25 protein-coding genes and 1 riboswitch are annotated in these 21,836 nt (G+C 47.5%); of the genes, 16 read left to right on the top strand and 9 right to left on the bottom strand.

Features of this window, described 5'->3' with window-relative positions; genetic code table 11:
• Nucleotides 1-234 precede the first annotated feature (234 nt).
• A complete protein-coding gene (locus VRK_RS13955; RefSeq protein ID WP_059121931.1) occupies nt 235-843 on the top strand; it encodes a histidine phosphatase family protein in 609 nt (202 codons plus the stop codon).
• Nucleotides 844-866: 23 nt separating this feature from the next.
• Here VRK_RS13955 and cobA read toward each other — a convergent pair whose 3' ends face one another.
• Entirely contained in the window at nt 867-1,643 is a 777-nt protein-coding gene (cobA, locus tag VRK_RS13950; RefSeq protein ID WP_059121930.1) for a uroporphyrinogen-III C-methyltransferase, read from the bottom strand.
• A gap of 336 nt (nt 1,644-1,979) precedes the next feature.
• Nucleotides 1,980-2,140, top strand: a riboswitch (cobalamin riboswitch).
• Nucleotides 2,141-2,285: 145 nt separating this feature from the next.
• On the opposite strand from cobA, the gene VRK_RS13945 reads away from it, so the two are divergent.
• Genes VRK_RS13945 through VRK_RS13880 form a run of 14 tightly spaced genes read left to right on the top strand, consistent with a single transcriptional unit; the run spans nt 2,286 to nt 12,875 of the window.
• The gene (locus tag VRK_RS13945) at nt 2,286-2,966 is read left to right on the top strand and encodes a cobalt-precorrin-8 methylmutase (RefSeq protein WP_059121929.1); all 681 of its coding nucleotides are present in this window, start codon (nt 2,286-2,288) and stop codon (nt 2,964-2,966) included.
• Nucleotides 2,963-4,099, top strand: coding sequence for a cobalt-precorrin-5B (C(1))-methyltransferase CbiD (gene cbiD / locus VRK_RS13940; protein WP_059121928.1), 1,137 nt, complete (start codon nt 2,963-2,965; stop codon nt 4,097-4,099). The genes VRK_RS13945 and cbiD overlap by 4 nt, the downstream gene beginning before the upstream one ends.
• On the top strand, nt 4,096-4,713 hold the full coding sequence (locus VRK_RS13935; protein ID WP_059121927.1) for a cobalt-precorrin-7 (C(5))-methyltransferase: 618 nt from the start codon (nt 4,096-4,098) through the stop codon (nt 4,711-4,713). The genes cbiD and VRK_RS13935 overlap by 4 nt, the downstream gene beginning before the upstream one ends.
• Before the next feature lie 15 nt (nt 4,714-4,728).
• Nucleotides 4,729-5,304 carry a decarboxylating cobalt-precorrin-6B (C(15))-methyltransferase gene (locus VRK_RS13930; protein WP_059121926.1) on the top strand — a complete coding sequence of 192 codons (576 nt, stop codon included), beginning with the start codon at nt 4,729-4,731 and terminating at the stop codon, nt 5,302-5,304.
• Nucleotides 5,301-6,068, top strand: a complete 768-nt coding sequence (locus VRK_RS13925; RefSeq protein ID WP_059121925.1) for a cobalt-precorrin-4 methyltransferase — start codon at nt 5,301-5,303, stop codon at nt 6,066-6,068. The genes VRK_RS13930 and VRK_RS13925 overlap by 4 nt, the downstream gene beginning before the upstream one ends.
• On the top strand, nt 6,055-7,149 hold the full coding sequence (locus tag VRK_RS13920) for a cobalt-precorrin 5A hydrolase (protein WP_059121924.1): 1,095 nt from the start codon (nt 6,055-6,057) through the stop codon (nt 7,147-7,149). The genes VRK_RS13925 and VRK_RS13920 overlap by 14 nt, the downstream gene beginning before the upstream one ends.
• Nucleotides 7,134-7,859, top strand: a complete 726-nt coding sequence (locus VRK_RS13915; RefSeq protein WP_059121923.1) for a precorrin-3B C(17)-methyltransferase — start codon at nt 7,134-7,136, stop codon at nt 7,857-7,859. Before VRK_RS13920 ends, VRK_RS13915 begins: the two co-directional genes overlap by 16 nt.
• On the top strand, nt 7,856-8,680 hold the full coding sequence (gene cobK / locus VRK_RS13910) for a precorrin-6A reductase (protein WP_082671391.1): 825 nt from the start codon (nt 7,856-7,858) through the stop codon (nt 8,678-8,680). Before VRK_RS13915 ends, cobK begins: the two co-directional genes overlap by 4 nt.
• Nucleotides 8,655-9,527: a sirohydrochlorin cobaltochelatase gene (cbiK, locus tag VRK_RS13905; RefSeq protein ID WP_082671390.1), complete on the top strand. Its 873-nt coding sequence runs from the start codon at nt 8,655-8,657 to the stop codon at nt 9,525-9,527. Before cobK ends, cbiK begins: the two co-directional genes overlap by 26 nt.
• Entirely contained in the window at nt 9,524-10,378 is an 855-nt protein-coding gene (locus VRK_RS13900) for a cobalt-factor II C(20)-methyltransferase (RefSeq protein ID WP_197413110.1), read from the top strand. Before cbiK ends, VRK_RS13900 begins: the two co-directional genes overlap by 4 nt.
• A gap of 11 nt (nt 10,379-10,389) precedes the next feature.
• Nucleotides 10,390-11,130, top strand: a complete 741-nt coding sequence (locus VRK_RS13895) for an energy-coupling factor ABC transporter permease (protein ID WP_059121922.1) — start codon at nt 10,390-10,392, stop codon at nt 11,128-11,130.
• Entirely contained in the window at nt 11,127-11,411 is a 285-nt protein-coding gene (locus tag VRK_RS13890; RefSeq protein ID WP_059121921.1) for an energy-coupling factor ABC transporter substrate-binding protein, read from the top strand. Before VRK_RS13895 ends, VRK_RS13890 begins: the two co-directional genes overlap by 4 nt.
• Nucleotides 11,395-12,069: a cobalt ECF transporter T component CbiQ gene (gene cbiQ, locus VRK_RS13885; protein WP_059121920.1), complete on the top strand. Its 675-nt coding sequence runs from the start codon at nt 11,395-11,397 to the stop codon at nt 12,067-12,069. The genes VRK_RS13890 and cbiQ overlap by 17 nt, the downstream gene beginning before the upstream one ends.
• Nucleotides 12,069-12,875, top strand: a complete 807-nt coding sequence (locus VRK_RS13880) for an ATP-binding cassette domain-containing protein (RefSeq protein ID WP_059121919.1) — start codon at nt 12,069-12,071, stop codon at nt 12,873-12,875. Before cbiQ ends, VRK_RS13880 begins: the two co-directional genes overlap by 1 nt.
• 106 nt (nt 12,876-12,981) lie before the next feature.
• On the opposite strand, the gene VRK_RS13875 is transcribed toward VRK_RS13880, so the two are convergent.
• The 3 genes from VRK_RS13875 to VRK_RS13865 all read right to left on the bottom strand — a co-directional run bounded on the left by VRK_RS13875 (nt 12,982) and on the right by VRK_RS13865 (nt 15,646).
• Nucleotides 12,982-14,613 carry a phosphoethanolamine transferase gene (locus VRK_RS13875; protein ID WP_059121918.1) on the bottom strand — a complete coding sequence of 544 codons (1,632 nt, stop codon included), beginning with the start codon at nt 14,611-14,613 and terminating at the stop codon, nt 12,982-12,984.
• Between the two features lie 237 nt (nt 14,614-14,850).
• Nucleotides 14,851-15,126 (bottom strand): hypothetical protein, encoded by a 276-nt coding sequence (locus VRK_RS13870; RefSeq protein ID WP_059121917.1) that lies wholly within the window; start codon nt 15,124-15,126, stop codon nt 14,851-14,853.
• Nucleotides 15,127-15,433: 307 nt separating this feature from the next.
• Nucleotides 15,434-15,646, bottom strand: coding sequence for a cold-shock protein (locus VRK_RS13865; RefSeq protein ID WP_038177868.1), 213 nt, complete (start codon nt 15,644-15,646; stop codon nt 15,434-15,436).
• A 767-nt stretch (nt 15,647-16,413) separates the two neighbouring features.
• Here VRK_RS13865 and VRK_RS13860 point away from each other — a divergent pair.
• Nucleotides 16,414-16,617, top strand: a complete 204-nt coding sequence (locus VRK_RS13860) for a hypothetical protein (RefSeq protein WP_059121916.1) — start codon at nt 16,414-16,416, stop codon at nt 16,615-16,617.
• Nucleotides 16,618-16,753: 136 nt separating this feature from the next.
• Here VRK_RS13860 and VRK_RS13855 read toward each other — a convergent pair whose 3' ends face one another.
• The 5 genes from VRK_RS13855 to VRK_RS13835 form a co-directional block, all read right to left on the bottom strand.
• Nucleotides 16,754-17,272, bottom strand: coding sequence for a phosphoribosyltransferase (locus tag VRK_RS13855; protein WP_059121915.1), 519 nt, complete (start codon nt 17,270-17,272; stop codon nt 16,754-16,756).
• A 99-nt stretch (nt 17,273-17,371) separates the two neighbouring features.
• On the bottom strand, nt 17,372-18,124 hold the full coding sequence (locus tag VRK_RS13850) for an SDR family oxidoreductase (protein WP_059121914.1): 753 nt from the start codon (nt 18,122-18,124) through the stop codon (nt 17,372-17,374).
• Nucleotides 18,125-18,187: 63 nt separating this feature from the next.
• Nucleotides 18,188-18,976, bottom strand: coding sequence for an alpha/beta fold hydrolase (locus VRK_RS13845; RefSeq protein WP_059121913.1), 789 nt, complete (start codon nt 18,974-18,976; stop codon nt 18,188-18,190).
• Nucleotides 18,977-19,046: 70 nt separating this feature from the next.
• Nucleotides 19,047-19,283 (bottom strand): helix-hairpin-helix domain-containing protein, encoded by a 237-nt coding sequence (locus VRK_RS13840; RefSeq protein WP_059121912.1) that lies wholly within the window; start codon nt 19,281-19,283, stop codon nt 19,047-19,049.
• Nucleotides 19,284-19,526: 243 nt separating this feature from the next.
• The gene (locus VRK_RS13835) at nt 19,527-21,356 is read right to left on the bottom strand and encodes a M4 family metallopeptidase (RefSeq protein WP_059121911.1); all 1,830 of its coding nucleotides are present in this window, start codon (nt 21,354-21,356) and stop codon (nt 19,527-19,529) included.
• Nucleotides 21,357-21,836: the final 480 nt, after the last annotated feature.

The raw sequence follows: 21,836 nt of genomic DNA, 5'->3' as shown, positions 1-21,836 counted from the left end.
AATACGGCAGGCGTAGAATTGTATGCGCCAACTTTTTTGTGAGAACAGTCACCGAATTAGGGATGAGAATTATGCAACCGGATGAAATATTCATCCGAACTATTGAACTGCTCACAAATTCATTTCAGGAAGGTTGGTTGTTGCAAAAATGGCTGCGCTGTTCAGTTCTGAAAATCGAGTGTACTTTTTGCAGAAATTGCTATGCTTAGTTGCCTGTATATCAAAGGAAACCAGATGATTCACTTATATTTGCTGCGACACGGGAAAACCGAAGGCAAACCGGCACTGAACGGGCATACGGATGTCCGTGTCGATGAAGTGACCCAACAAACTATGGCGCGTGCTTTACTGACCCATTATCAGTTTCAGACCATCTATACCTCGCCTTTAACCCGTTGCCGCTACCTGGCGGAACAATTAACTGCATTGAATCCTGCCCTGAATTTAACGGTAGATGAACGGTTCAAAGAGCAGAATTTCGGTCGGTTTGACGGGGTGCCGTTTGATGCGTTGCAAGACGAATGGGAAACCTTAGAACATTTCTGGGCGAACCCGGCGCATGCGCCTTTGCCGGATGCTGAGCCATTGGCTCACGGTGTAGCACGAGTGACCCAAGCGTGGGAAGCCCTGATTGAACAGTGTCAGCATGATACCCTGATCATCGCCCATGGCGGGCCGATTCGCTACATACTGGCGCATGTACTCGGGTTAGATTGGCGTAACCCGCAGTGGTATACCGGACTGGCGATTCCGAACCAGAGTGTCACGCATCTCACCCTCAACCGCTATCAGGGGCAGTCTTATCTGACCGTTAACAGTATTGCATGTCCGCTAACGGTTTGACGGTCAGGATGTTCTTATCACGACTATTCTACGAACTCCGCTAACTCACTGATATGGCGACAAGTGGTCTGAAACGAAAGTGTGGTATGTTTTGCCGCAACACCGCCAATCACAATCAATGCCGGAGATTTGATCTGAGCTTCTTCTACACGCTGGGCAATATTGGCAACAGTTCCGGTGACAACTTGCTGATTGTCGCGGCTGGCATAACGAACCACCGCCGCCGGGGTACTGACCGGTTTGCCACCGTCCACCAGTTGTTGGCAGATATGTTTGATTTGGCTCATGCCCATAAGAATCACCAGCGTCCCGTCCAGTCTGGAAAACTGTGTCCAGTCGAGCGGGTCTTTACCCTGTTTCAAATGGCCGGTCACCACATGAAAAGAAGACGCACAATCACGATGTGTGACCGGAATTCCTGCATAGGCGAGTCCGCCAATCGCTGAACTGATACCGGGAATCACTTCAAACGGAATATCCAACTCTGCCAGCGCCTCGGCTTCTTCGCCACCGCGGCCGAACACATAAGGATCGCCACCTTTCAAACGCACCACATTGTGCCCCTGCAACGCAAACTGGATCAGGCAGTCATTGATATCATCCTGAGGAATGGGATGATAATTAGGTAATTTGCCGACATTGACCATTTTGCAGTGGGATGGTGCTTCCTGCAAAATCTCATCACTGACCAGACGGTCATAGACGATCACTTCGGCCTGACGAATGCAGTAAAGTGCTTTCACTGTCAGTAACGTCGGATCGCCCGGCCCGGCGCCTACCAACCATACTTTGCCTTTCATCGTTTTACCTCATGTTGATTTATTGGTCGGAGTGACCGTTAGGCTTATTAAACTTTTCGTTTATTGAACTTTTCGTTTATTGAACACTGCCCGTCAGAAAAGATCGTTGATCCAGACGGGGGTTTATATGCATAGGCGAATATTTTTCGGGCAGGTGATGTATCGTTGAACAATCCACATCGCTGGACTATGTGACGATAAATTGATGATTATCAATGCAATCTGAGAACATTATGTCAGTGTACTCAGACGAATAAACATCATTGCTTTGATGATAATCCGATATTCAACCTCCCAAAGTGACGGCCTGTCAATGTTCGGCAAGAACGACTCGCAACACATTGAGGCAATTTGGATACGGATCGGAAGTGAGGTGCAATTCCTCCACAGCCCCCGTTGCTGTAATGCTGACGACCTGATTAAACCACTGTGCAAACGGGAAGGGATCAGGAAGGTTGAAGCTAAGTCAGAAGACGAGTCAAAGCAATTCCGTAACTCCTTCGGTGGGAAGCGAGTAGGGTACAGCCTTCAAATCGTCGATTTGGGGGCGGTTGCTTTATACCCGCAATTCACCAGTAGAACAGAACTTGGTTAAACCGGTCTTGGTTGAACCTTTCTCAGTTAAACAGTGATTGGTGGTCTATGAAAGCGAACCCAAACCGATGCCAGACAACAAGTCAGCAACCGCAATCCTTTATTCAACAGCCGCAGCAAATTGAATCGACCAGTTTCGAGATCATTGATCAGATCATTGAGACCGATTTTCCGACCTATCGTTTCCATCATCCGCTTGAGAAAAAAATCATTACCCGGGCGATTCACACCACCGCCGACTTTGACTGGCTGGAAATTTTAAAATTCTCACCCACGATTCTGGCTGAGTTACCGGCTCGGATTGCGGGCGGATGTGTGTTTTATACCGACACCACCATGGTGCTGGCCGGTATGAATAAATCTCTGTTACGTCAGTTTGGCTGCGAGGTGCGTTGTTATATTGCCGACCCGGATGTGGCAGCGACGGCCAAGGCACAAGGCAAAACCCGTTCGATGGTAGCGGTTGAGAAGGCGTTGGCTGAAAGCGAAAATGCGGTGTTTGTCTTCGGCAATGCCCCGACGGCACTGTTTCAGTTGCTGCAAAGTGCCGGAGCAACCCGGCCTGTCACTATCGGCGTTCCGGTTGGTTTTGTCGGTGCGGCTGAATCGAAACAAGCCCTGTATGACAGCGATTTTCCTTTTATTACCGCTCTCGGGCGCAAAGGGGGCAGTAATGTCGCTGCCGCGATTGTCAATGCGGTGTTGTATGACATGCAGGAGGCGCGATGACTGAACCTGCGCTTCAGGATCTTATCTGGCACCGGGGGAAAGCTTATCGCAAAGGCTATACCACCGGCTCGTGTGCGACCGCGGCAGCGAAAGTGGCTGCCTTGATGCTGCTGCGTCAACAACTTATCCATCAAATCTCGATCGTGACGCCTTCCGGGGTTCCCTTGCATTTGAGTGTTGAAGAAGCATCTGTGGCTGAGTTTGAGGCGGTGGCTGCCATTCGCAAAGATGGCGGGGATGATGTCGATGCTACCCACGGAATGTTGATTTTTGCCCGGGTGACCCGCAATCCCGGAACATCGATTGAGATTATCGGCGGGGAAGGTGTCGGCACCGTGACACGGCAAGGGGTTGGCTTGCCGGTCGGCGCTGCGGCAATCAATAAAACCCCGCGGCATACCATTGAGCAGGCTGTCCGTGAGGTCATCGGGCCCAATCAAGGCGTGACGGTCGAGATTTTCGCACCGGAAGGCATTGAGCGGGCCAGGCAAACCTACAATGCCAGGCTCGGGATTGAAAACGGCATTTCGATTATTGGCACCTCCGGTATTGTGACCCCAATGTCTGAAGAGAGCTGGAAACGTTCGTTAGCCATTGAGTTGGAACAGAAAAAAGCCCAAGGCCACCGTCGGGTTATTTTGGTACCGGGCAATCATGGTGAACGGTTCGTGCGTCAACAGCTGCATCTGAATCACGAGATGGTCGTGACTATGAGTAATTTTGTCGGCTACATGTTGCAAGAGGCGAATCGTCTTGAATTTGAACAAGTTTTACTGGTCGGGCATATCGGCAAACTGATTAAGATTGCCGCCGGGGTTTTTCATACCCATTCGCATATTGCCGATGCACGGCTGGAAACACTGGTCACTCATTTAGCCTTGCTGGGGGCACCGAATGCCTTGTTGCAACAGGTTTATGCCTGCCTGACTACCGAAGAAGCCTTGGCATTGATTGAACAGCATGGCTATCAGGCGGTTTATACCGCGCTGGCGCAGCGGATCTGCACGCGGGTCGCAGACATGCTGCGCTATGCCACTCGCCCGTTCAGGTGTGATGTGGTGCTGTTTTCTTATGACAATCAGGTCTTAGGTGCTCATCGTCCGATTGACGAGATTGTGGAGGATTACCAATGATTTATGTAGTCGGCACCGGACCCGGCCGGGATGACATGATGACGGTCGCCGCACGTCAGTTGATTGATCGTGCCGAGGTGTTGGTCGGCTGGCCGAGATTATTGCGTCTGTTTCCTGATTTTCAGGGGGAACGGATTGCGATGTCGGGCTGTATCGACGTCATCATGCAATCTCTGGCTCAGCTGGCATCGCGTCAAGTGGTAGTGCTTGCATCGGGTGATCCGATGTTATTTGGGATCGGTAAACGTATCTGCCAGCATTTTCCGCCCGATGAGCGGCAAGTCATACCCGGGATCAGTTCGATTCAGATGCTGTTTACTGAAATCGGCATGGATATGAACGATCTGTATATCACCAGCAGTCATGGCCAGTCACCGGATTTCGATTTTCTGTTTGCACACGACAAGGTTGCGTTAGTGACCGACCAATATCTCGGGCCGTATCGAATCGCACAGCAAGCGCTGGTTCGTCAACTGAAACGGACATTTATTATCGGTGAAAATCTGGGCTATGCCGACCAACGGATTTCGATGCTACAGGCAGAGCAGGTGCAGCGTTCATATGACATGAATGTGGTCATTGTCCTAAATGAATGCTCTGAACGAATGTACTGAACGAAAGAGGGAAAGATGAAAGATAGCGAATTTCTCAGAGCCGATAAAGTGCCGATGACCAAGCAGGAAGTCCGCGCTGTGGTGTTGGATCGTTTAGCGCTCGGTCAGGCACAGCGATTTGTCGATGTGGGTGCCGGAACCGGAAGTGTCGCCATTGAAGCAGCACTGCGTTTTCCTGAACTGGCCGTCACCGCGATTGAAAAGAATGACCATGCGGTTGCGATTATGCAGCAAAACCTCAGCCACCACGCTGTTGCGCAGATTGAATTGGTACAAGCAATTGCGCCTTGTGAGCTGTCGGTAGCGGCGGATGCCATATTTATCGGCGGCAGTGGTGGCAACCTCACAGCGATCATTGACTGGGCTCTGGCTCATTTGACGGAACAAGGCCGGTTAGTGATGACATTTATTCTGCAAGACAATCTGCATCAGGCGTTAGAGCACCTGAAAAACTGTCCGATCCGAGATCTGGACTGCACACAGATCATGGTCTCCCCGATGACCCCGCTGGGGAGCAGCTACTACTTCAAACCCAATAACCCCACGTTTGTGATTTCATGTACTCGGTGTACGAAAGGGAGCGCACAATGACGGAAACGCTGGACAAAAGCAAAGTCTATTTTGTGGGAGCCGGACCCGGTGACCCGGAGCTGATTACTCTGAAAGGTTATCGCTTGCTGCAACAGGCGGATGTGGTGATTTATGCCGGTTCACTGATTAATCCGGCCTTACTGGATTACTGCAAACCGGAAGCGGAATGCCATGACAGTGCTTACTTACATTTACAGCAGATTATTCAACTGATGGTGGATGGTATTCACCATAATAAGCTGGTGGTGAGACTGCAAACCGGAGACTTATCACTGTATGGCTCGGTTCGCGAACAGGGCGAAGAACTTGCAAAACAGCAGATTGGCTTTCGCTGTATTGCCGGGGTGTCTTCTTTTCTTGGCGCTGCGGCGGAACTCGGTGTTGAATACACCGTGCCGGAAGTGTCGCAAAGCCTCATCATTACCCGGATGGCGGGGCGGACGCCGACTCCGGAACTGGAATCGCTGATACGCTTTGCCGGTCATCAGACTTCAATGGCAATTTTCTTGTCTGTCCAAGGGATTGGGGCGGTGGTCGAGCAGCTGGTGCAGGGCGGATATCCGACAGAGACCCCGGCCTCTGTGGTGTATAAAGCCACTTGGCCGGACTGCCAGATACTCAAAGGCACGCTGGCCGATATTGCTCAGACTGTGACGGATGCAGGCATTCAAAAAACAGCGTTGATCTTGGTCGGTCGCTTTCTGGGAGAAGAATACCACTACTCCAAACTTTATGATGCGGCGTTCAGTCATGAATACCGTTAACGGTTTTTCCGTCTCACTGTTCAGCCTGACCCCGGGCGGCCAGCAGATTGCCCGGCAGATCCGTCAGGGGTTTCCGGGATTGTCGATGCATTGCTACTGCGCTGAAAAGTATCTACAGGCCAATTTTCTGCCATTTGACGGCAGCCTAAAGCAGACGGTGGCGCAACGGTTTGGCTGCGATAGCGCCCTGATTTTTATCGGTGCCTGTGGGATTGCCGTCAGAATGATTGCTCCGTTGCTGCAAGATAAATTCACCGATCCGGCGGTGTTGGTGATTGATGAACAAGGGCAGCATGTCATCAGTGTCTTATCGGGGCATGTTGGCGGCGCGAATGAACTGGCCCGGGAGGTCGCAGCGCGCATTGGTGCGCAGCCGGTGATCTCGACGGCAACCGATGTCAATCAAACCTGTGCTTTTGATGTGCTGGCGCAACAGATCAATGCGGCCAGTGAGCAGTTTCGGGTGGCGACTAAAACCGTGAATCAACTTTTGGTCAGCGGACATGCTGTCGGGATTTATATTGATCCATGGCTTGCAGCAACACTTGGTTTTGATATTCGTCAGTTTGATATTCGCGGCTTAACCATTGTGACTGAACACGATGTTGGCCGTTATGAGCTGTCCGCGCTGATCGATGTGTCGATGCAATATACGCGGCCTGACTGGCCGATCCCCAGTTTTCAGTTGATCCCGAAACGGCTTGTGGCCGGGATCGGTTGCCGGAAAAACGTCTCCCCCGTACAGCTATTGACACTTTTTCAGCAACAACTGCAACACATCAATATTCACCCGCTCGCGCTGGCTGCGATTGGCAGTATTGACCGCAAATATGATGAGCCGGCAATTCTGCATCTGGCGCAGCAATATCAGGTGCCATTCAAATTATTCAGTGCAGCCGAATTAAGTGCGTGTTCCGCACCGTTTCCTCAATCGGAATTCGTCCGACAGACGGTAGGCGTCGGCTGTGTGTCTCAACCGGCAGCCTGGCTGCTCAGTGATGGTTGTCTGTTGGGGGAAACCCTGAGACAACAAGGTATTACCCTGACCTATGGAGTCATGAAATCATGTTATATGTCGTAGGAATTGGCCCCGGCGGTCCGGAGATGATGACCACAGAGGCACGTGCTGCCATTGAAGCGGCTGAAGTGATTGTCGGATATAAAACCTATACCCACCTTGTCAAAGCCTTGGTGGGCGATAAACCGGTGATTAAAACCGGTATGTGCAAAGAGATCGAACGGTGTCAGGTCGCCCTCGATATCGCCCAATCGGGTAAAACCGTCGCCTTGATCAGCAGTGGTGATGCCGGGATTTATGGCATGGCTGGCTTGATTCTGGAGATGGTGACCAAACAGAAATGGCATGTTGAAGTGAAGATTGTCCCGGGCATGACCGCGAGTATTGCTGCCGGTGCGGCGCTGGGCGCGCCGCTGATGCATGATTTCTGTCATATCAGTCTGAGTGATCTGCTGACGCCATGGTCCGTGATTGAGAAGCGCATCCGCGCTGCCGCTGAAGCGGACTTCGTGACCTGTTTTTACAACCCGCGCAGTCGGGGACGGGAAGGACACCTGCGTCACGCGTTTGAATTAATGTCCCCTTATAAAGCAGCGGACACCCCGGTCGGGGTCGTTAAAGAAGCGGGACGTCGCAAAGAAACCAAATGGCTGACTACCTTTGCCGACATGGATTTTGAACGGGTTGATATGCGCACCATGGTGATTGTCGGCAATCAGTCTACTTATGTTGAACAGGGGCTGATGATTACGCCGCGAGGCTACACACTATGAGGAGCCCCGCGCATGTGCTGGTTTTCGGCGGCACGTCCGATGCTGTCACACTGTGCCGGATGCTGGAGCAGTACCAGATCCGCTATACCTTGTCGGTGGCGACTCCGGCCGGACTGGCCACGGTACAGTCACTGACAGCACCGGTGATTCAAGGCCGCTTAGATGCTGAAACAATGCAGACATGGATACTGGATCATCAGGTCGATTGTGTGATTGATGCCGCCCATCCTTATGCGCAGCAATTACGGGAAACCATCGTCGCTGCCAGCCTGAAAACCGGGTGTCCGGTGATTCGTTATGAGCGACCAATGCCGGTTGACGTGGCGGCCCATCCGTTGCTCACCAAGGCCAGTAGTATTGCGGATGCTTGTGATCAGATCACGTCGGCACAGCAGAAAATTTTGTTGACCACCGGCAGTAAAGATCTCGCTCAGTTTTGTCAGCGACTTAACGACAAAACGGTGTATGTTCGCGTTTTACCGACCGCTGAGGTCGTCGCTGAATGTGAGTCCCTCGGGTTGAGTTATGCGCAAATTATTGCGATGAAAGGCCCTTTTTCTGCAGCGATGAATCACGCGCTGTACGACATGATCCAGCCGGATGTGGTGATCACCAAAGAGTCCGGTCAGGCAGGCGGATTTATTGAAAAAGTGCAACCGTGTCTTGCGCTCGGGATTCCCTGCATTGTGATTCAACGACCTCCGCTGCGTTTTGTTACCCACTATGTTGAAACGTTACACGATCTTGACGCGTGCGAAGCATTGTTCTGCGCATGGCAACAGAAGGAATCATTTGATGAAAAAAGCACTGTTAGTGATTAGTTTCGGAACCAGTTATCCGCAAGCGTTGCAAAAAAATATTGCGGCGTGTGAACAAGCTTTAGCCAATGCATTTCCCGACCGGGATTTTTTCCGGGCTTTTACTTCATCGATGATTATCAAGAAGTTATCACAGCGGGACGGGATGGACATTGCTCATCCGCGTGAGGCTCTGGCAGCACTCAAGCGTGCCGGATATCGGGATGTGTTGATCCAGTCACTCCATATTATCAACGGGGACGAATATGAAAAAATTGTCCGGGAAGTGGCACATTGCCGACATCAGTTTGAGCGCATCGAAGTCGGTGTCCCTTTGCTGAGTGACTGTGATGACTATCAGCGCTTGATTGACGCGATTGAATACCAGTCACCGCCGCTTGCGGCGGATGAACGCTTGGTGCTGATGGGGCACGGAACGACCCATCATGCGTTTTCAGCCTATGCCTGTCTCGATCATATGATGCAAGCGCATCAGCGACCTTTTATTGTCGGTGCGGTGGAAAGTTATCCGGGGATCGAGACCGTTATCAGTCGGTTGCAACAGGCGCAGGTGCGTAAAGTTTATCTGATGCCACTGATGCTGGTGGCCGGTGATCATGCGATTCATGATATGGCATCCGATGACCCCGATTCATGGAAAGTCCTGATCGAACAGGCTGGGATTGCCGCCGAGCCGATTGTGCAGGGATTGGGTGAAAATCCGCTGATTCGTCAGTTGTTTATTGATCATTTAACCGCGGTTTCATCCTCAGACATGGCATCACAGGAAGCGGGAGCTGCAAGCCAGACGCAGCAGACTATTCAACCATCCGTCATGACGTCAATGCATGTTAAGGAGCCAGTCGCATGAGTGATGGAAAGTTAATGAATGGTGAAATGTTAAAAAATGGTGGAAAGTTATTTGCAATGGGCACCGGGCCGGGTGCCAGTGACTTAATCACCGTCCGTGCTGCCCGGATTTTGGGCCACCTCGATGTGCTGTACGCACCGGCTGGTCGTCGGGAGGGGGACAGCCTAGCCTTGTCGATTGTACGCGAGTATCTGGGGGAGCAGGTAGTGATCAAAGCGCGCCACTTTCCGATGACCAACGATGCCGGAGAAAAACGTCAGGCCTGGGAGCAAATTGCCGCAGAGATAACTCAAGATGTAGCCGCCGGGAAACAGGTTGGTTTCATCACTTTAGGTGACAGTATGCTGTTCAGCACTTGGGTGTTTTTACTGGAACGCCTTGCCCCGCAAGTTGAGATTGAAGTGGTGCCGGGGATTACGTCATTTGCTGCGATTGCTGCCCGGGCACAATTCCCGTTGTGTATGGAACAACAATCGATGGCGGTGATGTCCTGTACGGCAAGTGAAGATGTGTTGCGCCGTGCTCTGGCTGAGCATGAATGCGTGGTGTTGATGAAAGTATATGGCCGGTTTGAAACAATCCGTACCCTGCTGGATGAACTGGGCCTGCTGTCATGCGCGATTTTGATGGCCAATGCGTCGATGGATAATGAAATCTATTATCCCGATCTGAGCGCCATTCACCCGGGAGATGGTACGGGGGAGTCGCTGCCCTATTTTTCGACTATTTTAGTCAATCGCCGTTTTGCCCATCACCGTTTCGGTCATCACTGTTTAGGTCATCAGAGGGCAGAAAAGGCCAATGATTGCGAGCAACCACAACCGTTCGCACCCGTATCAACCGACAAATAAGGAACAGACTGATGTTTGCTCGATTCTCCCGCATTCCTTCCGGGGTATTCCTCGGGATGATGATGTTTTTGATGTTCCCCGCCAGTGCCAATGCCATGCATATCATGGAAGGTTTTTTGCCACCGGTATGGGCGCTGAGCTGGTGGGTATTCTTTTTACCCTGTTTGATTTTGAGTATCAGAAAAGTAAAGCATCTGGTCGCCAATGACAGCGACAGAAAGGTGTTGTTGGCGCTGTGCGGAGCATTCATTTTCGTTCTGTCGGCGTTAAAGCTGCCTTCGGTGACCGGCAGTTGCTCTCACCCCACGGGGGTTGGTCTGGCGGTGATTCTGTTTGGCTTTATGGTGGTACCGCTGCTTGGTGGGATTGTTTTGCTGTTTCAGGCGCTGTTACTGGCGCACGGTGGTTTATCAACTTTAGGCGCGAATGGGATGTCGATGGCCGTCATCGGGCCTTTGGTCGGTTATGTCTTGTGGGTCATGGCAAACCGACTTCATGTCAGAAAGGATATTGCCGTGTTTCTGTGTGCTGCCGGGGCGGATCTTGCGACGTATTTGGTTACCTCAGTTCAACTGGGATTGGCCTTTCCTGATCCGCAGCTCGGTATGGTTGCTTCGGTGAGTAAGTTTATGGGGGTTTTTCTGCTGACACAGGTACCAATTGCCATTGCAGAAGGGCTACTGACCGTGTTGATTTATGAACAACTCAATAAACGGGCACTGCTCGGAACAACACAAGGTGTACTGAGATGAAAAAGAACATATTGATTCTGTTGTTGGTCGGCTTGGTGATTGTCATGCCGTTCGTATTAGGTGTTTCCGGTGAATTCGGCGGTTCAGATGGTGAAGCGGAATCGGTCATCGCCGAAATGGCACCGGATTATCAGCCGTGGATTGAACCGATATTTGAACCGGCCAGCGGTGAGATTGAAAGTTTGCTATTTACATTACAGGGCTCACTTGGTTCGGCGGTAATTTTTTATATCCTCGGCTTCTATCAAGGGCGTCGGCGTCGTCATGCTATTGATCGATAAATATGCTTATCGGAGCCGGTGGGTCGGTGTCTCACCGGTCTATAAAGGCTGGTTTTATCTCGTCTCGTTGTTACTGGCACTCACGCTGCCGGTTATCTATCAGGGGGGATTATTTCTGGTGTTAATGATGCTGACCTGTATCGGTGGCCGGATCTCGCTCAGGCAATATCTGCGTTGGCTGCGCTTACCCGGTGGATTTTTGCTGTTCAGCATCATGGCGATGGTGCTGACTTATCATCAACGGCCGGACGAGTTGATCATCAGTATGCCGGTTGCTGATGGATTTGTCGGGGTCAGTGGTGAACTTTGGGGGATGGCTGAGCACACATTGATGCGCTGTTTATGCTCGATTGCGGCCACTTTCTGTTTTGTGGTATCGACACCGTTCAATCAGTGTATCCGGCTGCTGAAAGCCACCCGTTTACCACTGGTATTGATTGAACAGGTGTTACTGACCTATCGGTTCATTTTTATCTTGATTGAAGAAGCGCACGCCATTTTTACCGCCCAAACGCTGCGCTTCGGTTATATCCGTCGCCGCCACTGGCTGAAATCGCTGGCTCAGTTAGCCGGGATGTTATTGCAGCGAGTTTTGATACGCCATCAGCACATGAAAGCGTCCCTTTTTGTCAAGTTATACCAAGGAGAGTTTCTCTGATGACGTTATCGGTTCAAGCGGTTGACTTTGCCTATGAGGATGGCTCACCGGTGCTCAAGCGGGTGGCGATGAATTTCGCGGCGCATCCTGTTGTCGGGGTTGTCGGGGCTAACGGTTGTGGCAAATCGACGCTGTTTAAGTTATTGCTTGGCTTATATCGGCCACATTACGGTAACATCTTATGGCAAGGCCAACCGCTGACGTATGCTAAAAAAGCGCTGTTTGAGCACCGTCAGCGTGTCACTCTGGTGTTTCAGGAACCGGATCAGCAAATTTTTTATACCGATGTCTTTGATGATATTGCTTTTAGTTTAAGAAATCTGGGGGTGAATGAAACTGAGATCCAGCGGCGTGTCAGCGATGCATTATCCTTGGTGGATGGTCAAAGCTTAATCGATAAGCCGGTGCAGTATCTTAGTTACGGGCAAAAGAAGCGGGTCGCGATTGCCGGTGCACTGGTATTAGACAGTCAGTATCTGTTACTGGATGAACCGACTGCCGGACTGGATCCTACCGGAACGCGTCAGATGAAATCTCTGATTGAGACACTTGCTTCACTCGGCAAACATGTGGTGATGTCCAGCCATGATATTAATCTGATTTATGAGTTGTGCGATTACGTGTATGTGATGGCCGACGGGGAAGTGGTCAGCGAAGGAAGACCAGATACGATTTTTCTCGACCGGACTGCGATGGAAAGTATCGGTTTGGCACAGCCGTGGCTGGTTCAAATGCATCAGGCGCTGGGTCTCCCGCTATTTCGTAACGAGCAAGAGATGCACAGTCATGCAGCACTCACCAAATAACAACCAAAGACAAAATGAGCACGGCGATCAGGCCGAGTAACAGAGATTGAGCAGAGTGGGGCGGTGCCCACTCTGCGCTGGTTCGGCGCGTGTTGAACGGTCGGTATTATTTCCGGCACGCGGAAAAGATATCTTGTGTCGGCCGATAGAGTTGTGTTGACACATTGAGTGCGCCAAGCAGTGAATCAAACAGATTATCTTGTGACACCTGAGCGGTCTGAGCCTGCTGTTTCAGGCACGATTGGTCAATATGCTGCGCGGCCCGGTATCCATCGGATAACCACACCATCAACGGGACATGTTTCTGTTCCTGCGGTGCGATCGAGTAGGGTAAGCCATGTAGGTAGATACCATTTTCCCCTAGTGATTCCCCATGGTCAGAGAGATAGATCAGCGCAGTATTATATCGCTCGGAGAGTTGTTTTAACCGGGTGATCGTTTGAGCAACTACGTAATCGGTATAGCGAATGGTGTTATCGTAACTATTGACCAGCTGCTCATGGGTACAGTTTTCTATATCGTCCCGCTGACAATCCGGCTGAAAGTAAGCAAATTGTTGCGGATAACGCTGAAAATAGGCCGGCCCATGGCTGCCCATTAAGTGAAGAACCACTAAACGATTCCCCTGAAGCGCATTCACATCCTGCTCGAAATTATTGAGCAAGGCCATATCTTTACACCCGGCGAGACTACATAACGGATTGTGAGAATTGCGTTTCAGTTCCTGATATTTGACATGCTTTGGAATCCCTTTGCTGGCACCATCATTCTCTTTCCAGAAGATATCGATGCCCGCCCTTTTTAACACGTCGAGCAGGTTGTCCTGATGATAGGCACGTTGCTCGTTATAATTTTGCCTGTCGAGGCGAGAAAACATGCAGGGAACAGAGACTGCGGTTGCGGTGCCACAAGAAGCGACATGTTGATAGGAGGTAACCTGCAGCGTATCGGTGAATGGGGTAGTGGGTCTTGGGTAGCCGTTTGCATGGTAATTGTATGTTCTGGCGGTTTCACCCAGAATGAAAACAACCAAGGACGGTTTTTGGCCGGGAGCTGCCGTTTGTTTGGCATCCAATCCAATATGAACATAAGGTAACGGTGTATCAAAATAGGTTTGATGAATATATTCAGCAATACTATTGATATAGTACGTCGGAATAATCATCCGCTTGATATAACCATTATTGCGGCCGACCGATGCATAATCTTGATAATATACAGAAGCAATCAGCATAATCCCTGCCCCGGAAATGAAAATGACCCCCAGTTTTTTCGCAATCAATGGCATTAATTTTTCATGTCTAATGGGGATTAAAATTAACAAAATGGTTGGCAAGAGCCCCAGACCGAGAAACCAGAGAGCCGAGCGGAGACTGAGATAAGATGAGGCCTCACCGACATTAGTCTCAAGAAAGTTCTCTATCATTTCAGCACTGAATATTGTGCCATAATTATAGGTGGCATAACTGACAAGACTCGATGTTAATATCAGGATGGAAAAGAATATTTTCGTTATCTTCGGCCATGAAAATAAACTGAAAATAATGGTTAAAGCAAAGGTAAAAAAGAATGGGATGGAAATTATGAATCCAGTATCGACTGCATCTAATTGATTAAATATTTCGTGCAGTGATTTATATATCGGTAAATTTAAGATGACAGCAAAATAAATAGCGATGATGATTGTGATGGCATGATAAGATAATTTTAATTGTTTGATAGTATTTATTATTTTCATTTTGTTATGGCTTGTTAGTCAGGATGTCACTGAGAAATTTCTGCAGCACTCATTGGTACGGGTTCAGTTACCTATGAGTCGATTCCAGATGAAAAGTTGCATAACGGTATAACTAAAAATGTGACGTGTCACGCAGAATTTATACATAACGGCGAATGATATTCACTTGGATTCGTATTGGTATGATTCGGTTACCGCATTGCTGCGAGACGAAAGGTGTCACAATCATATTGATTTTTAGGGAGAAACAGTGAGGGTTCTGAGCAACCTAGACAGGGAATGGTCGGGGAGATGATGTGGGTCTGTTCGACGGTATGAGTATAAAATAACCACCGCGCCATGAAGACTTGATACGCAATCATGGCACTGTGCTGTTAAACGCTGCTTTTGTATTTCTAACGTTTTTATTTTTTCTTCAACGAGTTTTAGTTGCTGGGCCAGAAAGTCAATCACTAATGCCCAATCTAAGTCTTCTTGCTCAGGGAGTTGCTCCAGATCGTTTTGATGCTTCATTGATGAACACACCTATCTCCTTGTTCTTTAAATACTTCATTGCTTATAATAATTGTTGCATATCTTTATGGAAAGACAAGACAAGACAAATCATTGTGAAAATGCGCTGAAGCTGAAGTGTTTATATGACTTTTTACTTACGGGATACTTTATCTGTGAGGCGAGTGATAGAAATTTTAAGAAATTTTACTGAAGGAAACAATTGGGTCGGGAAGTGAGGAAGAAACTAGATTGAGATATAAAATTCAATAAACTGAATCTTATCATTTTGAATGGCACCAACAGATGTTGATGCCACATAAAAGTATTACATAACAGTAACTTGTGCTGCTTGTAATCCTTTTTGACCTTGTTCAACAACGAACGATACTTTTTGGCCTTCGTTCAGTGTTTTGAAACCAGTCGAAACGATTGATTGGAAATGAACGAATACGTCATCACCACCGTTATCCGGAGAAATAAAACCAAAGCCTTTCGTTTCGTTGAACCATTTGACTGAACCAGTTGTTTTATTAGACATAGATACCTCTATATTTGATAATTTTAATTTAAGTGTTGTTAGCTAATAAGCGCTATTATCTATTTTAGAGATATATATTTTATCGTAGGTACGCAAACGAAAAAATCGATGTAGAACCGAGAGAAATTTGATCTTAAAGTAAATAAATAGCTCTTTTCTTAAGAGCTGATGAGTAGTATACCGATAAATTTGATAAAGGCTATCTTTTTCTTGTTTTATTTTTTATGGTCCTTAAATGTTATCGGGTTAATCACACCTTATAAAAACAAAGCACTGATATGTTTGACTTTTAACTGTAGTTTGTGGTTTATGCTATTCGCTAGCACCAAGAGAAACGTTGAGTGCGGTTGGAAAAAATACAAAATCACTATCTATTTGCTGTAATGAGTGTATAGTGCCCCCCAGCTCCTAAACGTGAGCTATTAATGAAACATATAGTTCGAGTATCTTCTTAGTTTTCTTTCGAGTCATTTCGTTATACGACGCCTGTAGCAACTTATTCTTTATCTTCCATTAAATAGTCTCATTTTTATCGGTTTAGGTGAGTGATGAACCCTGAAAATATAAGCATTTGGGGTGTGATAGCCACAAAAATAAGCGGTAATATTGTGAGTTTAGCGTTTTAAATAATAATGAATATCAGTACTGGAATGTATAAATTGTGTATTCAATTTATCTATGTGTTGATGATTTTGATAAAAATAAAGTGACTCTAAATTTAATGTTTACCCACTACCTTTACGAAATTTGTTTAGAAAGGAACAAGAATGAGAAAAAAACGCGATAAATCTCCTAAAAAGCATAAAAAAAGTGGCTATGAAGCGAAGTTTGAAGTGATGGTTAAAGAATACCATAGTGCCCAAGAGATCCTAAATGGCATGGCCGAGGATTCCGCTGACTACGCTAAGCAGAAAAAACACTGTGAATCTCTCTTTGCCAGCGCTGAGCGATTCTTTAAACAGCATCAATAATCCGATAAGCATCTACTGAACTGACTTTTGTCATAATGATGTGTCGGTATCCCCCACTTCCACATCATTTTGCTTTATCCTTTTTACCCAAAACAGCTAAAATAATCATTTATATACCTTTATACGTTGAAATCGGCTACTTGACCAATTTGGAGACGTAAGGAACATTTCTCAGTTTATCCTGCCAAGGTAAGCCATATCCGACGAGAAGATCATCATTTTCCATTTCGTACGCATAGTATTGAGGTACAGGAATATCTACCCGACTTGGTTTGACAAATAACGTTGCAATTGAAAGGGATTTGACGTCATAGTGCTCAAGCACGTAACTGATTAATCTTTTCATTGTACCGCCGGATTCGATTGCATCGTCAATCATAATGACATCCTTGCCCTGAATCGGAATGTTTTCATGGAACACGATCGGTGAGTTATTATGGCTATCCCCCGGAGAGTGAGGGCAAGAAATATAATCCATTTTGATGTCGAAATTTAGCTCGCGCACTAGGTCTGCGGTAAACAAAATACCCCCGGGAACAATGGTTATGACAACCGCATCTTTGAATTGATGATTCAATTGTTCAGCAACAGTCTTTACTCCCGCCCGAATTTGCTGCTCACTTAAAACTAACTCACCAATATGTGAAGATTTCATCCGATGTTCCTTTATTCTCGTTTGTAGCATAAGCCTGATATGATGAACAAAATGCGCAGATTACATGGCGAATACTGTCAGTGGTAAATGGGGGATGCGTTATAAACCCCCGGTTAAATCCAAATAGTTGCCTGTAGAAAATGATGATTTTTCAGAGGCTAACCAATAAATGGCTTCGGCCACTTCTTCAGGCAGACCACCTCTTTGTAGCGGAATAACACTTTTTAGTCTTTCAATGCGCTCAGGCTCACCACCGTCAGCGTGCATATCTGTGTAAATAAAACCGGGACGAACACAATTGACCCGGATCCCTTCGGCTGCAACCTCTAATGACAACCCTTTGGTCAAGGTGTCAATGGCGCCTTTTGAGGCTGCATAATCAATATACTCATGCGGTGATCCTGAACGTGCGGCACCTGACGACACATTGACGATCACGCCACCTTGTCCGCCACGACGAGTTGACATGCGTTTCACCGCCTCCCGGCAGCACAAAAAGTAACTAGTGACATTATTCGTCAGGATGGTATTGATTCTGTCAGCGCTCATGTCTTCCAAACGCATCTGGGGTTGTAATATACCGGCATTATTGACGAGTGCCGATACGGCCCCTAATTGTTGATCAACCGTTTCAAACAAACGCAGCACATCCGCTTCGAGAGAAACATCAGCTTGTACGGCGATACACTGTCCTCCCTGAGCCGTAATCTCTTGTGCCACATGATTGGCAGCCTTTGTATTGGATTTATAGTTGATACAGACGGCGTAGCCATGGTGAGCGAAAAGTTTTGCAGTTGCAGCACCAATGCCCCGGCCACCGCCGGTAATGATTGCAACGTTTGGATGATTCATATTTTGATTCCTTTCAAGCTGAAGAGTACGTCGGACCCGTTTGGAGAGCGTGGTCACATACTATCACCGATGATGAGCAGGATCGGATTTATGTTGCGATAAAAAGCGGTGTAACATGTTTCCAACCAACTCGGGGGATTCTTGATGGGCGGCATGAGCCGTCATGGGAATATTGGCAAATGCTGCTTCTGCTATTTGCGACTTTAATGAAACGGCTTCATCAAGTGAAAATAAGAAATCATTGTCACCACGCATGATCAATGTCGGGCAACGAATTTGTTTCACCAGTTCAAACGGATAACCGGATGTTGTGGTATCAAGCCATACGTTTTTTACGGCATCAACGAGTTTCGGGAAATCTGGCTCCGGATTTGATGCATGGTAAGCCACCACATCGTCAGCGAACCGTTCTGCCCAAAAATCTGCTGTCAGGCCGTTAAAGAGACTAATCGATGGGTCGTCTGCTTCTAACCGCCAATGAGCCCCCAGAGTTATCAGACACGAGACGTTGTCCGGCACTTGTGCTGCGATGCGATAACCGACAATTCCACCGTCACTAAAACCAAAAATTGAATAACGTTCAATACCGAGATAGCTGAGAATGCTTTGAATATCTTGTTGGTACTGTATGTAACTGAGGGGGCGATCACCGAGCAGAGATTTACCATGTCCCCGGAAATCAATGCTGATCAAGTGATAATCCGGCGCAAGATATGGGTGGAGGGGTAACAGATCGTGTTGGGAGCCAAGACCTCCATGTAACATCACTAATGGCTCACCATTCGGGTTCCCTGAAAATTCGTAATAGAGAGAAGTGCCATTTGTTTCGATATAACCCTGTTGACAGCCCATGTCATCTCCTTGTGATTTACGAATGAACTGTTTAAATATACAGTAGTTTGTGATGGCTGTGAAGCCTGAATCACAACCCTGCTTTTGCCCGTTGGATAGCCGCGTGAATCGCTGCCTTTGCCTGTGGGCTGTTTTTCCAACAAGTTGTGTGAAGCATTGCGGCAACTCTCTCTGCGATCTCATCTACCTGATAGGTTGCCAAATCGGAGAGGGTATCGATTCCAATTTCTTCGAACCGTTTTAAGACCGTCGGACCAACACCTTTCACGGACAAAAGAACTTTTCTTTCTGGTTCAGAAAACGCCATAAATCACCTCTCAATGAGCCTTTGGATCTCATTTAGTTAATGTCTATTAAACCGGGGGGATTCGAAAATTTAACGCTGATCTCAGTCGTTTCACACTTAACTTATAACAAAACTTAAAACTTCGTCACAAATATCGGCAGATGACGGATGAGCGGATGCGTCCGGGTATAAAAAAGCGCATGGATGAATTCTCCATGCGCTTTCATGATTCACAGTGATGTCGAATCAATATCTAATCAGATATTATCTCAAACTCAGTGTCACACCAGAGTATGCTTTGTAAGCATTCAGCATGACATGGTAGGTTGTGCCACTACGAGAGTTGATTGTGCATGACTCGTTGTTGCCCGTTTTGTATGGACGACAGTCGTATGCATTTGTTTGTGGGCGGCTGCCTGCTCTCACATACAGGTCAGCATCACCAGTACCACCGGAGATTTGGACCGTCATGTTTGAGCCGTCACCAGCAAAGGTATAGAATTTTTGTGAGCCACTGTTACCAGAAAGTGAGACTGACTGACCTTTCTTCAGAACACTTCCTGTTGTTGGGGCAGAGCTACATGAGGCACTGACACCAACCGTGTCGAATGCACTGGTGACATCCGAAGTACTGTAGCCGAGATCTTTGGCTGCTTTAGAGACACCACAAGCGGCTTGGTTAAATGTTGCAGTCGGTGTCCAATACAATTGGTTTGCAACAGCAAAGACTTCGAAACCTTTACGGACGTTCCAGCCGGATTTGTTTGACAGCAGGTAGAAAGCCCGGTTGAAGACACCACTAGAGTAGTGGACGTTCAGACCATTGTAGTACTCAGAAGCGTTGTCAATTGATTTGCCATCGCGAGATGGTCTGTCAAAATAACGCAGTGCACCAGAACCTTTGGTAATGTCAGCACCGATTTTCCAGTCAACACTGCCTTTCATAAAGTATTCAGCCGCTTCGCCTGCAATATCGGAGTATGCTTCGTTAATACCACCAGACATGCCTTCATAAACCAGACCGGAGTTCTGCTCAGTAAAGCCGTGACTGACTTCGTGGGCACTGACGTTCAGGTCAACCAGCGGATAGAATTTTGTGGCACCGTCACCATAAGTCATACTTGAGCCGTTCCAGAATGCATTTTCATAGTTCGAACCATAGTGAACGCGCATGGTGAGCTGGAAGGATAGCGGGGCGGTGTTCAGCCAGCTTTGATACATATCGAACACAACTTTACCGAAATAGTGCGCATCGTTCAGGGGTGAATAGGCACCGTTAATCGCTTTGTAATCGTTGTAGTTCGATGAAGTGGCACAGCGGTAGCTATAAGCAGTGCTACCTGACTTGCTCCCATTGAGGTTGACCGTCTTCACTTTGCTGTTATTCATGGTACAGGTTGAGCCTGACTTATTGACGATGAAGCCCGGAAAATCTGACCCGTAGTTATACTTACCTGTTTTGGTGTTTCCGCCAGGGCCGGTGCCGCGTGCTTCAGCATGGTTCAGACCATCCCAAGTTTTAATCACATCACCGGTGATGGCATCGATAAAGAAGAATGGGCGTGCCGGGTGTTCATCGGCGATGAAGAAGTCAACTTGGTAAACGAGCTGTGCGTGATTGTTTTCGTCAAGTCGTACCAACAGTTCTGCTTTTTCATTTTCAAATTCAGCGTCACTGGCAACGACAGTTTGTTGTTGATAATAAGCTTTTGCTAGTGAAATCGCTTCTTTGAGTTCAATTGCTGGTGATGCGTTGGAGAGATCGTTCTCAATCCCTTGAGCGATTACACCATAAACATCGGTTGTACCTGAGACGGCACCTTTCGTTACGGTTGCAGCGACTGAAGTATCAAAGACCGGGATACCCATGTAAGTCTGCTGATAACGGACTTTCACTTTACCATTTGGCAATGTGACTTGTTTGACTTCTTTGAAGCCAGTTTCCAGAGGTGCAACACTGTGAGCTTGAGTGTTCAGAACTTGATCAAGCTGTGAACTATCGTTCATTGTGACCATTTCTGCGGCGGAGACTGGCAAGGCGGCGGTCAGACCCGCAGCGAGTACCCAATGTATGTGACGTTGTATTTTATGCATTTCTCAATCCTAGAGATTTGTTCTTAATTAATTAATTTCTGAAATGTCAGCAATTAACCCTATTGCGATCGCTAGTGCGATAAAACGCATAATAACAATGCTGATAATTTTTAAGTTCGTCTAGTGTTTAAGGCAAAAAAAAAGCAAAAAAATTTTATCTATGTCTATAAAAATTTACATATTATCAGATGTAATCGATTGAGTAATTGAGTGAATAAAATTCAGATTTTTCTTGAAGTTAGGCTGTGTATAGCATTGGGATTAATTAATAGTTTTGTGACAACTTATAAGAACACAAATATATCAATAGCGAGGAATTGTTCTTTTATTTATTCTTTTAATTACAGATGTATTATTTATATTTCTATCATAAATATTTCTTGGCGAATCAATATTTATCACCCTGTGAAATATACTATAGACGTATTTCCCATCAATGAAAGAAAATTCCGCTTAACTATTTGTAATGATTAGGAAATG

This window comes from Vibrio sp. MEBiC08052, assembly GCF_001506075.1.
Classification (GTDB): domain Bacteria; phylum Pseudomonadota; class Gammaproteobacteria; order Enterobacterales; family Vibrionaceae; genus Vibrio.
This window is presented reverse-complemented; position numbering and strand designations above follow the sequence as displayed.